This window comes from Candidatus Pelagibacter sp. PS_37, from assembly GCF_059417825.1.
On the sequence record NZ_CM182067.1, the window covers coordinates 319,344 to 331,987 of the forward strand.

13 protein-coding genes are annotated in these 12,644 nt (G+C 27.6%); 11 read left to right on the forward strand and 2 right to left on the reverse strand.

Annotated features, from left to right (window positions below; translation table 11 throughout):
* Positions 1-2 precede the first annotated feature (2 nt).
* Both prfB and AC5SL9_RS01680 read left to right on the forward strand, forming a co-directional pair.
* Positions 3-1,052 carry a peptide chain release factor 2 gene (gene prfB, locus AC5SL9_RS01675; protein ID WP_494574383.1) on the forward strand — a complete coding sequence of 350 codons (1,050 nt, stop codon included), beginning with the start codon at positions 3-5 and terminating at the stop codon, positions 1,050-1,052.
* Entirely contained in the window at positions 1,052-3,244 is a 2,193-nt protein-coding gene (locus tag AC5SL9_RS01680) for a hypothetical protein (protein ID WP_494574230.1), read from the forward strand. Before prfB ends, AC5SL9_RS01680 begins: the two co-directional genes overlap by 1 nt.
* Here the strand turns inward: AC5SL9_RS01680 and tyrS are convergent.
* Positions 3,241-4,470: a tyrosine--tRNA ligase gene (tyrS, locus tag AC5SL9_RS01685; protein WP_006997178.1), complete on the reverse strand. Its 1,230-nt coding sequence runs from the start codon at positions 4,468-4,470 to the stop codon at positions 3,241-3,243. The genes AC5SL9_RS01680 and tyrS overlap by 4 nt on opposite strands.
* Positions 4,471-4,514: 44 nt before the next feature.
* Here tyrS and AC5SL9_RS01690 point away from each other — a divergent pair, with 44 nt between their 5' ends.
* The gene (locus AC5SL9_RS01690; protein WP_494574231.1) at positions 4,515-5,642 is read left to right on the forward strand and encodes an anhydro-N-acetylmuramic acid kinase; all 1,128 of its coding nucleotides are present in this window, start codon (positions 4,515-4,517) and stop codon (positions 5,640-5,642) included.
* Positions 5,643-5,644: 2 nt separating this feature from the next.
* On the opposite strand, the gene AC5SL9_RS01695 is transcribed toward AC5SL9_RS01690, so the two are convergent.
* On the reverse strand, positions 5,645-6,301 hold the full coding sequence (locus AC5SL9_RS01695) for an alpha/beta hydrolase (RefSeq protein WP_494574232.1): 657 nt from the start codon (positions 6,299-6,301) through the stop codon (positions 5,645-5,647).
* Between the two features lie 136 nt (positions 6,302-6,437).
* Between AC5SL9_RS01695 and AC5SL9_RS01700 the strand changes: the two genes are divergently transcribed.
* The 8 genes from AC5SL9_RS01700 to AC5SL9_RS01735 are packed head-to-tail and all read left to right on the forward strand — an operon-like array spanning position 6,438 to position 12,602.
* On the forward strand, positions 6,438-6,863 hold the full coding sequence (locus tag AC5SL9_RS01700) for an RrF2 family transcriptional regulator (RefSeq protein WP_006997175.1): 426 nt from the start codon (positions 6,438-6,440) through the stop codon (positions 6,861-6,863).
* A gap of 1 nt (position 6,864) precedes the next feature.
* The gene (gene sufB, locus AC5SL9_RS01705; RefSeq protein ID WP_006997174.1) at positions 6,865-8,307 is read left to right on the forward strand and encodes a Fe-S cluster assembly protein SufB; all 1,443 of its coding nucleotides are present in this window, start codon (positions 6,865-6,867) and stop codon (positions 8,305-8,307) included.
* On the forward strand, positions 8,307-9,041 hold the full coding sequence (sufC, locus tag AC5SL9_RS01710; protein ID WP_271480634.1) for a Fe-S cluster assembly ATPase SufC: 735 nt from the start codon (positions 8,307-8,309) through the stop codon (positions 9,039-9,041). The genes sufB and sufC overlap by 1 nt, the downstream gene beginning before the upstream one ends.
* A complete protein-coding gene (locus tag AC5SL9_RS01715; RefSeq protein WP_006997172.1) occupies positions 9,042-10,286 on the forward strand; it encodes a SufB/SufD family protein in 1,245 nt (414 codons plus the stop codon). It abuts the gene before it with no gap.
* Positions 10,283-11,500, forward strand: a complete 1,218-nt coding sequence (locus AC5SL9_RS01720; RefSeq protein WP_006997171.1) for an aminotransferase class V-fold PLP-dependent enzyme — start codon at positions 10,283-10,285, stop codon at positions 11,498-11,500. Before AC5SL9_RS01715 ends, AC5SL9_RS01720 begins: the two co-directional genes overlap by 4 nt.
* Entirely contained in the window at positions 11,500-11,970 is a 471-nt protein-coding gene (sufU, locus tag AC5SL9_RS01725) for a Fe-S cluster assembly sulfur transfer protein SufU (RefSeq protein ID WP_006997170.1), read from the forward strand. The genes AC5SL9_RS01720 and sufU overlap by 1 nt, the downstream gene beginning before the upstream one ends.
* A gap of 3 nt (positions 11,971-11,973) precedes the next feature.
* Positions 11,974-12,270, forward strand: coding sequence for an iron-sulfur cluster assembly protein (locus AC5SL9_RS01730; protein ID WP_006997169.1), 297 nt, complete (start codon positions 11,974-11,976; stop codon positions 12,268-12,270).
* Positions 12,270-12,602 (forward strand): HesB/IscA family protein, encoded by a 333-nt coding sequence (locus AC5SL9_RS01735; protein ID WP_006997168.1) that lies wholly within the window; start codon positions 12,270-12,272, stop codon positions 12,600-12,602. Before AC5SL9_RS01730 ends, AC5SL9_RS01735 begins: the two co-directional genes overlap by 1 nt.
* Positions 12,603-12,644 lie beyond the last annotated feature (42 nt).

Sequence of the window (12,644 nt, forward strand, 5' to 3'; positions counted from 1 at the left end):
CAATCAAAGAGTTAAGGAGTACCTTTGAAAAAAATGATATTCATAAAAAACTAGAAAAGAATAACCAAAAAATATTAGAAACTAATTTTTGGCAAGATAAAGCAAATTCTCAGAAAGTTATTAAAGAAAAAAAATTATATGAAGAATTAATAAATTCATATGAAAATTCATCTAAATCGATAATTGATCTTGATGAATTGAACGAACTTGCTTTAGAAGAAAAAAATCAATCTGTCATAAACGAAGTTCTTGAGAGTATTAAAAATTTAAAAAAATTAGCTAAAAAAAATGAAACTAAATGTTTTTTGTCAAATGAAACTGACAGTTTAGATTGCTATATAGAAATTCATGCCGGTGCTGGTGGAACAGAGAGCCAGGATTGGGCAGAAATGTTAAGAAGAATGTATTTAAAATGGTCAGATATTAAGAATTTTAAATCAGAATTAATTAGCGAACATAAGGGAGAGGAAGCAGGCATAAAATCATCAACTATTAAAATTGAGGGTGATTATGTTTTCGGATGGTTAAAAGCTGAGTCAGGAATTCATAGGTTGGTTAGAATATCTCCTTTTGATTCTGGAGCTAGACGACATACCAGTTTTGCAAGTATCTGGATTTATCCCGTCATAGATGAAAATATTGAAATAGAAATTAATGAAAAAGATTTACGTATTGACACCTATCGATCAAGTGGAGCAGGAGGGCAACATGTGAATACTACAGATAGTGCGGTAAGAATAACCCATCTACCTTCTAAAATAGTAGTTCAATGTCAAAATGAAAGATCACAACATAAAAATAAAGATACCTGTATGAATATGCTTAAGGCAAGACTATATGATTTTGAATTAAAAAAAAAAGAACAAGAAAGCCAAACAGTAGAGTCTTCCAAGTCAGAAATTGGTTGGGGTCATCAAATTAGATCTTATGTACTTCACCCATACAGAATGGTAAAAGATAATAGAACTAACTTTGAAAGCTCAAATCCTGATAAAATCTTAGATGGTGAGATTGATGATTTTTTAGAAAGTTCGTTATATAAAGTTAAATAATGAAAAAAATAGTTAAAATTCTTGTAATATTAATATTAACGCTTGCAACAATTGTTATTTACTTGAGCCTCTATGGAGTAAAAACTGACAAGTTTAATAAAGAAATTATAAAGAATGTTTCAAAAATTAATAAAAAAATTAACCTTTCATTAAATGAGGTTAATTATCTATTAAACCCACTGAATTTTAGTATCAATATTTCAACAAAAAACCCTAAAATATTATTGGAAGATAAAAGTCTAGATTTAAAAGACATTACTAGCAATATTTCATTAAAATCTTTTATAAGTAATCAGTTTTCTATTGATGATTTAAAAATTTCAACAAAAGAAATTAAAATCAAAGATTTAATCTCATTAACAAGAACAGTTGAAGGATCACCACAACTTTTTGTTTTAGACAACATCACTAAAGAGGGATTAATTTCTACAGAAATAAATCTTAAATTTGATTCAGATGGAGAAATAAAAAACAATTATCAAATAAATGGGACTGTCAAAAAAGCAAAATTTAATATTTTTAACAAGGTTGAAATTGATGATTTAAACCTTTTATTTAATATAAGCAACAATCAACTAACATTAAAAAAGATAGAAACAAATCTTAATAGTATAAAATTAAAATCGCCCTTAATCAAAATTGAAAAAAAGAAAGATATATTTTTTGTTGATGGAGAAGTGGCAAATAAAGAACAAAATTTTGATATAAAAAAATTAAAACCTATATTTGGTGATTTACCAAACAATATAGAGATAGAAAAAATTGACTTTAATTCTGTAAATATTTTTTCTTTCAATATTAACAAAAAATTAAAATTAAAAGATTTAAAACTAGAGACCATCTTGAACTTAGAAAATTTTCAAATAGTTAAAAATCCCCTTAATTTAAAAACTTTTTTACCTAATTATGCAGAGCAAATTAAATTTAAAGATCATAAAATTAAAATTAAATTAATAAAAGGTATATTGGATATTAGGGGAGATGGAGATATCTATATTGGAGACGAGTCTGAACAATTATCTTACAACGTTATTAAAGATGATAGAAAAATAACATTTAATACAAACCTTAATATTAAAAATAATCCATTAACAATAAATTTTTTAGATTATAAAAAGAAAAAAGGAAACAGTTCAGAAATTTTATTAAAAGGTATTTACAAAAAAAATAAAGAATTGATATTAAATGATATTTCTATAACAGAAAAGAATAATCAAATTTTAATTAAAGATTTAATGTTTAGTAAAAATTTTAAAGTTAAAGATTTAAGTTACATTAAACTTAATTATCGAAATAAAAATGATCTTCTTAACAATTTAGAGCTAAAAAAAAATAAATCTAATTTTTCCATAAATGGTAAAAGTTTTGATGCAACACAGTTAATTAACAACAGCATGAGTGATGATGAAAGTACTGCAATTTTTGAAAATTTTAATTCTAAATTTAATATTAAAATAGGTACAACTTATATAAATAAAAACGATTATACTAAAAATTTAGCTGGATACTTCACTTTTAAAAATAATAAATTAGATAAATTAAATCTAGCATCTACTTTTTCTAACAATAAAAAAATGAACTTATCTATTGAAACTAATAACCAAAATGAAACTATTACAAAATTCTTTTCAAACTACCCAAAACCTTTGATTAAAAGATATGATTTCATTAAAGGATTTGAAGAAGGTTATCTAAATTTTAATTCTATAAAAAAAGATGGTGTTTCTAATTCTGTATTAATTATTGATAACTTTAAAGTTAAAGAGGTACCTGTTTTTGCTAAGCTTTTAAGCCTAGCGTCACTTCAAGGTATTGCAGATCTTTTAACGGGTGAGGGAATAAGATTTACCGATTTTGAAATGAGATATTCAAGTCAAAAAGGTCTTACTAATATTGAAGAAATGTATGTAATTGGACCTGCTATTTCTATATTAATGGATGGTTATATTGAATCAAAGAAATTGGTTAGCTTAAGAGGAACATTGGTTCCAGCAACAACTATAAATAGATCTATAGCCTCAATTCCACTACTGGGTAAAATACTAATAGGAGAAAAAACGGGAGAAGGTGTTTTTGGTGTAAGTTTTAAAATAAAAGGACCTCCAAAGAATTTATCAACAACAGTTAATCCAATTAAAACACTAACACCTAGATTTATAACAAGAACTTTAGAAAAAATTAAAAAGAACTAAATTAACTCAACTTTAATATGTTTTTTCTTGCCAAGTGAAAGTTTAATTAAACTACTCTTAAATAAATCTTCAGTAATTAAAAACTTTTCATCAGAAATAGCCTGACCATTTATTTTAATTCCATTCCCTTTAATTAATCTTCGAATTTCACTTTTAGAACTTTCTAATTTTGATAAAATTACCAAATCTAGAATACTTATATTATCATCTAACATTTTTTTATTAATGTGAGTTGTTGGCAGATTATCACCTAACGAATTTTCAGAAAATGTTTGTTTGGCTGTTTCTTGGCATTTACTTGCCTCATCTTCTCCATGCAACATAGAAGTAGCTTTGTTGGCAAGTAAAATTTTTAACTCATTAATATTGTCATCTTTAATATTTTCAATTTCATCAACATTAATATCTGTAAAAATTTTTAAAAACTTTAAGACATCTCGATCATCAATATTTCTCCAAAATTGCCAGTAGTCATATGATGAAAGAAATTTTTTATCTAGCCAAACAGCTCCAGATTCAGTTTTACCCATTTTTGCACCTGAGGCTAATGTAATAAGAGGTGTCGTTAAACCGTAAACATGATTATTTGAATATCTTTTTATAAGATCAACTCCATTAACGATATTACCCCATTGATCAGAGCCACCAATTTGAAGCATACATTTTTCTTTTTTGTTTAATTCTAAAAAATCGTATGCTTGTAAAATCATATAGTTAAATTCCATATAACTTAATGACTGCTCTCTCTCTAATCTAATTTTGACACTATCAAAACTCAACATTTTGTTAATAGTAAAATGTTTTCCAACATCTCTTAGAAAAGAAATATAATTTAAATTTTTAAGCCATGTGTAGTTATTAACAAATATAGGTTTTGTCTCTGGATCTTTATCATCTAAAAAATTTTTTAGAATTTTTTCAATATTATTTATATTTTTTTCTATTTCTTTTTCAGATAAAATTGTCCTAGTTTTATCTTTTCCGGATGGATCACCTATTCTAGTAGTACCCCCTCCTAATAAAACAATTGGTTGGTGGCCATGTTTTTGGAGCAATCTAAGACACATAATTTGAAGTAAGCTACCAACGTGAAGACTTTCAGCTGTACAATCAAAACCAATATAAGCTCTGATTTTTTCTTTATCTAATAATTGAGATAGATTTTCTTCACCTGTACACTGGTAAAAGAAACCACGATCTTTAAATTCTTTTAAAAATTTATTCATAAATATGCTATCTAGAATATACAATATTTACTTTAAAAATAAGAATGGAAAAATTTTATACTTCTTTAGGGTTAATGAGTGGCACATCTATGGATGGGGTTGATGCATCAATTATTAAATCAGATGGTGAAAGTAACTATGAGCCTATATTTGATAAATATTTTGAGTATGATGGGTTAATTTACTCAAACTTACTAAATCTAAGAGATAAAATAAATTCAATAAAAGATTTACAAGATAATTCTTATCAAATTAACGAGCTTGAGAGAAAAATTACCTTATTTCATGCAAAAATTAGCAAAGAAATTATAAAGAATGCAGGAGTAGATGTAGATATAGTTGGGTTTCACGGTCAAACAATTTTTCACAATGCTCAGGAAAAAATATCAAAACAAATAGGAGATGGCAATTTACTATCAAGTCTTTTAAAAAAAAATGTAGTTTATAACTTTAGAGAAAATGACATTCATAATGGAGGCCAAGGAGCTCCATTGGCTCCAATCTTTCACAACTTACTTATAAACCAGAATAAAATAGAGAAACCTGCTTGTGTTTTAAACATAGGAGGTATCGCAAATATTACTCTTGTTATCTCAAAAAATAATGAAGATTTAAAAAGTTTTGATGTAGGTCCTGGTAATTGTCTTTTAGATGAATGGGTTAGAAGACACACACAAATGAAATATGATGAAAATGGAAAAGCATCAATTATAGGAAAAACAAGTGAAGTTATTCTAAATCAAGCGATTGATAATTTTGACAATATAAGTAATCAAAAAAAACTTTCATTTGATATAAAAGATTTTGATTTAAGTTTTGTAAAAGGTCTCACATATGAGGATGGCTTATCTACATTAGTAGATTTTACAGCAATAATAATTTATCAATCAATTTTAAAATCAATCAACAGTGAAGAAAATAAAAAGTTATTAATAATAGTTTGTGGTGGTGGAAGAAAAAACCTTTCATTAATGGAGAGCATAAGAAAAAGACTACCAAAAAATATTTATTTAAAAATAATTGATGATTATAAAATTGATGGTGATTTCATCGAGTCTCAAGCTTTTGCTTATCTTGCAATTAGGTCTGCACTTAAAAAAGTAATTTCATTCCCCAATACTACAAATGTCAAAAAACCGTCAATAGGTGGGGTTTTAGTTAAAAACTATTAAGATTAAAATAAAGCAGATTCTTTTTTGATATATTTATCTAAACATTTTACTAATACGTCTTCTGTTTTAGTAAAAAAATGATTAGCATCATTTATAGCCTGAAAGTCAACTTTAATACCTTTTTGGGCACTCAATTTTTTATCTAGATCTGTAATATGTTCTAAGGGAACTAACTCATCCTTTTTTCCATAAATCATTAAACCTGAAGTTGGACATGGAGATAAGAATGAAAAGTCATAAACATTTGGTTGTGGCGAAATTACAATAAATCTATTTATTTCTGGTCTTCTCATTAACAATTGCATTGCGATTAAAGACCCAAAGGAAAATCCTGAAACCCAACATTGTGAGTTATCAAAATTTTCACGCTCTAACCAATCTAATGCTGCAGCAGCATCAGCTAGCTCACCTTGACCATTATCAAATTCACCATCACTTTTTCCAACACCTCTAAAATTTACTCTACATACAGAAAATCCATTTTCCATAAAAGTATGAAACGTATCAACCACAACTTTATTATTCATTGTTCCTCCATATTGAGGATGAGGTTGTAATACTAACGCTATTGGTGATGTAATTTTTTCACTTTTGTAATACTTTGCCTCCATTCTTCCAGCAGGCCCAGGTATAAAAACTTCAACTATTTTATTGTCCATAAATGATATTGATTATTATTCTCAAAAAAAAATACACATATCATAACTAAGCGACAATATGTTATCTTTTTTATGTATTGTATACTTGACTAATTTAGTCAGGTTTGTATAAAAAGCCCACTTAAATAAGGATAATATGAAATTAACTTCAAAAGGTAGATACGCAGTAATGGCTTTAGCTGATCTTGCTAAGTTTAATAGTGTTAATCCAGTATCTTTAAGAGATATATCGTTAAGACAAGGTATTTCTTTGGATTTTTTAGAACAAATTTTTTCTAAGTTAAAAAAATATAATATCGTAAAAAGTATTAGGGGTACTAATGGAGGTTATATCTTAAACAAAGAACCAGAAGAAATTAAATTAGCAAACATACTTAGTGCCGTAGATGAAGAAGTTAAAACTGTTCAATGCAAGAAGGAATCTAAAAAAGGATGCAATAGTAAGACTACGAAATGTATCACTCATAATTTATGGGACGAACTTGAAGTTCATATCAATCATTTTTTCGAACAAAAAAATTTAAAAGATCTTATAAGCAATTCTTCAGAAAGTAGAAATTAAAATGGATGCAAGAGAAAAAGAAATAGAAAAATTAAAAGATTATAAATATGGATTTTCAACTGATATTGAAAATACTAGAGCACCCAAGGGTTTAAATGAAGAAGTAATTAAGTTTATTTCAAATATTAAAAAAGAACCACAATGGATGCTTGATTGGAGATTGAAAGCCTTTGAAAGATTAAAGCAATTAAAAGAACCCAATTGGCAAAAACCTAAATATCCCAAAATAGATTATCAAGATCTTTATTATTATTCAGCACCGAAAAGCATGGATGACAAACCAAAAAGTTTAGACGAATTAGATCCAAAATTATTAGAAACTTATAATAAACTTGGAATACCTCTTCAAGAACAAGCAAGACTTAATGGAATAGCAGTTGATGCTGTATTTGATTCAGTTTCTGTTGCAACCACTTTTAAGGGTGAGTTAAATAAAAAAGGAATTATTTTTTGCTCTATGTCAGAAGCTATACAAGATCATCCTGAATTAGTAAAAAAATATTTAGGGTCTGTAATTCCAATATCAGATCATTATTTTGCAACACTTAACTCTGCAGTGTTTACTGATGGTTCATTTGTATATATTCCTGAAGGAGTAAGGTGTCCAATGGAACTGTCAACTTATTTTAGAATTAATGCTACTGAAACAGGTCAATTTGAAAGAACTTTAATCATTGCAGATAAAGGAAGTTATGTAAGTTATCTAGAAGGATGCACAGCACCAATGAGAGATGAAAATCAATTACATGCAGCAAATGTAGAATTAGTTGCACTAGATGATGCTGAAATAAAATATTCAACTGTACAAAATTGGTATCCTGGAGACAAAGATGGAAAAGGTGGAATTTATAATTTTGTAACTAAAAGAGGTTTGTGCAAAGGAAAAAATTCAAAAATTTCTTGGACACAAGTTGAAACAGGTTCAGCAATTACATGGAAATATCCAAGCTGTATATTGATGGGTGATAATTCTGTAGGAGAATTTTACTCAATAGCAATAACAAACAATCATCAAAAAGCAGATACAGGTACTAAAATGATTCATTTGGGTAAAAATACAAAAAGCAAAATAATATCAAAAGGTATTTCAGCTGGATTTGCAGATAATACTTATAGAGGCTTAGTGGATATTGCAAAAAATGCTGACAATGCAAGGAATTTTACTCAATGCGACTCTCTTTTGATGGGTAATAAGTGTGGAGCGCATACTGTTCCATACATAAAGAATAAAAATTCTAGCTCAAATATTGAGCATGAAGCAACCACATCTAAAATTAGCGATGAACAATTATTCTATTGTAATCAAAGAGGTTTAAATCAAGAAGAGGCTGTTAGTTTAATTGTTAACGGTTTTTGCAAAGAGGTTCTGCAACAATTGCCAATGGAATTTGCTGTTGAAGCTCAAAAATTAGTAGGAATAAGTTTAGAAGGGAGTGTTGGTTAATGTTAACAATTAAAAATCTTAAAGCGAATATTGATAATAAAGAAATTTTAAAAGGTTTAAATTTAGAAATTAAACCAGGAGAGGTGCATGCAATTATGGGGCCTAATGGATCTGGAAAAAGCACTCTATCAAATGTTCTTTCAGGGAAAAAAGGATACACTGTAACTGGTGAAGTAAAGTATTTTAATGAAAATCTTTTAGAATTAGAGATTGAAGAAAGAGCTCATAAAGGAATATTTTTAGCATTCCAATATCCATTAGAAATACCAGGGGTTAATACTAATATATTCTTAAAAACATCTTTAAATGCAATTAAAAAAGCTAAAGGTGAAAAAGAACTAGATGCTATTGAATTCTTAAAATTAGTTAAACAAAAAGCTGGAGAATTAAAATTTGATGAAAAAATATTAAGCAGACAATTAAATGTAGGGTTTTCTGGTGGAGAAAAGAAAAAAAATGAAATACTTCAAATGTCTATCCTAAATCCTAAGCTGTCTATTTTAGACGAAACAGATTCTGGGCTTGATATTGATGCTTTAAAAATAGTATCTGAGGGTGTGAATGCATTAAGAAGTAAAGATAGTTCTTTTTTAATCATTACCCACTATCAAAGATTACTTGATTATATTAAACCAGATTTTGTTCATGTTTTAATTAATGGTCAAATTGTTAAATCTGGAGGATCTGAATTAGCAATGGAATTAGAAAGCAAAGGTTACGAAACTCTTAGTTAAATGATTGAACAACTAAAATCAGATTTCAATAAGATGACAGAAAATTTAAAATTTTCTGAAAGCAATATTGAGTTTAGAAAAAAAAATTTAACAAATTTTATTGATAAAGGCTTTCCAAATAAAAGAATTGAAGATTGGAAATTTTCAGATTTAAATCAAATAATATCATCTAATATTAAAAATTTAAGTTTTTATAACGATAAAACTTACGAACCTAAAGATCAATTATCTTTAATTAATAAGTTTGAACATAATAAGATAATTTTTATTAATGGAGTTATTTCAAAAGTAGACATTAAGTACGAGGATGACACTAAAGTATTAATTAATAATGGTTTAGATTTAAGTAATAATATCAATGGAATTAATCCATTAGTATCATTAAATCATGCTCTTGCTAGCGCACATATAGGTATTACCGTTAAAGAGAATTATTCATTAAATAAACCTCTAGTTTTATACAATATAACTACTGAGAATGTTAATTCAACTGCACTCAATTTAAGAACAGATATTAAGTTAGAAAAAAATAGTAACTTGAAATTAGTTACTATATTCGATGATCAGTCTCAAAATAACTTCATTAATATAAATCAAAATTTTGATATTGCTCAAGATGCAATCCTTAAAAGCTACAAAATTGATCATAAAACCAATTCTAATATTAAATATTTTTATAATAATATTAATCTTGAAAAAAATAGTATTTCTGAAAATTTTATTTTTTCAACAGGATCTAAATTTATCAAAAATGAAGTAAATTGTAATTTAAATGATCAATACAGTTCAGCATTTATTAATGGTGTGATAAATTTAAAAAACTTACAACATCATGAAATTAAAACGAACATAAATCATTTAGCAGAAAATACAAAAAGCTATCAATTAATCAAAACGGTTTTAAATGACAATTCTAAAGGTATCTATCAAGGTAAAATTTTTGTTGATCAAAAAGCACAGAAAACAAATGGGTACCAACTAAGTAAAGCTTTACTTTTAAATGAAAATACAGAATTCGATGGTAAACCTGAACTTGAAATTTATGCAGATGATGTAAAATGCTCACATGGATCAACTTCAGGTAACCTAGACGAAGACTCGATATTTTATCTAATGTCTCGAGGTCTAAGTTATCAGCAATCAAAAGAATTATTGATTAATGGTTTTCTAATGGATGCAGTTGAAAAAATTACTGATTTAGAAATCAAAAATTTAATCAAAGAGATGATGGGAGTTGTAGAGTGAGTATAGAAAATATTAAAAAAGAATTTCCAATATTTAATAATAAAGTTCATAATAATGATCTTGTATATCTTGATAGTGCTAACTCATCTCAAAAACCACAATCTGTAATTGATAGAGTTAATGATTTTTATACAAATGAATTTTCAAACACAGGTAGAAGCGTTCATTACTTAGCGGTAGCTGCAACTAATCTTTATGAAAATACAAGATCTTCTGTTCAAAAATATATTAATGCTAAAGATAAAAATGAAATTGTATTCACTAAAGGTGCGACTGAGGCAATTAATCTTGTAGCTAATACCTATGGTCAAAAATTTTTAAATGAAGGGGATGAAATACTTATAACAGAACTTGAACATCATTCTAATTATGTGCCCTGGCATTTTTTAAGACAATCTAAAGGTATTAAAATAGAGTTTGCAGAAATTAATGATGATGGAGAGATTACTTTAGAAAGCATTGAAAAAAAAATTACATCAAAAACAAAATTAATTGCTATTACACACTTATCAAATGTAACGGGATCAGTTTTACCAGTTAAAGAAATAACAGAACTTGCTCATTCAAAAGGTATTGCGGTTTTAGTAGATGGATGCCAAGGTGCTCCTCATTTAAAACTTGATATGCAAGACATAGACTGTGATTTTTATGCTATTTCTTGCCATAAAATGTACGGGCCAACAGGTCTTGGTGTTTTATATGCAAAGAAAAAGTGGCTAGAGGAATTACCACCCTATCAAGGTGGTGGTGGAATGATTCAAGATGTAAAAAAAGATAGTATTTCATATGGTGATTTACCCAATAAATATGAAGCCGGAACAATGGCTACAGCACAAGTTATAGCATTTGATCAATCTATAAAATTTTTAGAAAAAATCGGAATTGAAAACATGATTAAACATGAGCAAGAATTAATCGAATATGGTCAAGAAATTTTAAGAAAAAATAATTCAGTTAAATTAATTGGTAACCCAAAACATAGATCAGCAGTTTTGTCTTTTACTATAGAAGGTGTTCATCCTCATGACATAGCTACAATATTGGATGAAGATGGTGTTGCAATTAGAGCAGGTCATCATTGTTGTCAAATCCTACATGACAAATTAGGAATACCCGCAAGTGCACGCGCTTCATTAGGTGTTTACAATACAAAAGATGATTTAGATCAACTTAATAATTCTATCAATAACTGTAAGAAAATTTTTAATCTCTAATGAATATAAAAGAACTTTATCAAGAAATAATTTTAGAGCATGGTAAAAATCCACGCAACTTAAGAAAAACTGAAAATTTTAATAAAGATGCAATGGGTAAGAATCCATTATGTGGTGATAATGTACATATATTTTTAAAACTTGATGAAAATAAAAAAGTAGAAGATATTTCATTTGAAGGTAGTGGCTGTGCAATTTCAATGGCCTCAGCATCAATTATGACTGATTTAATTAAAGGCAAAGAAGAAGTAGAAGTTAAAGAAATTGTAAATGACTTCTTAGGTATGATTAAGGAGAATCCTGAATTAAAATCAAAAAACCTAGAAGAAGATGAAAAAACTAAATTAATGTGCTTGTCTGGAGTAAAACAATATCCAATGAGAGTAAAATGTGCGACTTTATCATGGCACACTTTAATTTCTGCAATTGACAATACTCAAGAAGAAATTAATACTGAAAAATTAGATTAAATTATGGATTTAAGAGAACAAGTAATAGCTGAAATTAGAAAAATTTATGACCCAGAGATACCGGTCAATATTTATGAATTAGGTTTAATTTATGATGTTAAGGTAAAGGAGTCTAAAGCTAAAATTATAATGACCTTGACTACACCAAATTGTCCTGTTGCAGAAAGTTTACCTCAGGAGGTTAAGGATAGTGCAATGCAAGTAGAAGGCATTGAAGAGGTTGACCTAGATTTAGTTTTTGAACCACCTTGGGAAAAATCAATGATGTCTGAAGCTGCTAAATTGGAGTTAAATCTATAATGAGCCCTATCATTAAATTAAGTGATAATGCTGCAAGTCGTATTAAAGAAATTATGTCTGGGGTTGAGTCGAATTCAATTGGAGTTAGAGTTGCAGTTAAGTCTGGTGGTTGTGCTGGCATGTCTTATGTAATGGAATATGCAAAAGAAATAAATCCTTCAGATGAAATAATTGAAGATAAGGGCGTTAAGGTTTTTGTTGATGCTGCAGCTGTTATGTACTTATTAGGCACTGAAATGGACTATAAAAAAGAAGAATTTTCCTCATCATTCGTATTCAATAACCCCAATGAATCTGAACGTTGTGGTTGTGGCGAGTCATTTAAAGTATAACATTACTTAAACGCATATCAGTATTGCAAATATCACATATCT

Excerpts from the sequence above, each read along its gene's own strand:
- AC5SL9_RS01680 (WP_494574230.1), top strand. The coding sequence starts at position 1,052 with ATGAAAAAAATAGTTAAAATTCTTGTAATATTAATATTAACGCTTGCA.
- tyrS (WP_006997178.1), bottom strand. The coding sequence starts at position 4,470 with ATGAATAAATTTTTAAAAGAATTTAAAGATCGTGGTTTCTTTTACCAG.
- AC5SL9_RS01690 (WP_494574231.1), top strand. The coding sequence starts at position 4,515 with ATGGAAAAATTTTATACTTCTTTAGGGTTAATGAGTGGCACATCTATG.
- AC5SL9_RS01695 (WP_494574232.1), bottom strand. The coding sequence starts at position 6,301 with ATGGACAATAAAATAGTTGAAGTTTTTATACCTGGGCCTGCTGGAAGA.
- AC5SL9_RS01700 (WP_006997175.1), top strand. The coding sequence starts at position 6,438 with ATGAAATTAACTTCAAAAGGTAGATACGCAGTAATGGCTTTAGCTGAT.
- sufB (WP_006997174.1), top strand. The coding sequence starts at position 6,865 with ATGGATGCAAGAGAAAAAGAAATAGAAAAATTAAAAGATTATAAATAT.
- sufC (WP_271480634.1), top strand. The coding sequence starts at position 8,307 with ATGTTAACAATTAAAAATCTTAAAGCGAATATTGATAATAAAGAAATT.
- AC5SL9_RS01715 (WP_006997172.1), top strand. The coding sequence starts at position 9,042 with ATGATTGAACAACTAAAATCAGATTTCAATAAGATGACAGAAAATTTA.
- sufU (WP_006997170.1), top strand. The coding sequence starts at position 11,500 with ATGAATATAAAAGAACTTTATCAAGAAATAATTTTAGAGCATGGTAAA.
- AC5SL9_RS01730 (WP_006997169.1), top strand. The coding sequence starts at position 11,974 with ATGGATTTAAGAGAACAAGTAATAGCTGAAATTAGAAAAATTTATGAC.
- AC5SL9_RS01735 (WP_006997168.1), top strand. The coding sequence starts at position 12,270 with ATGAGCCCTATCATTAAATTAAGTGATAATGCTGCAAGTCGTATTAAA.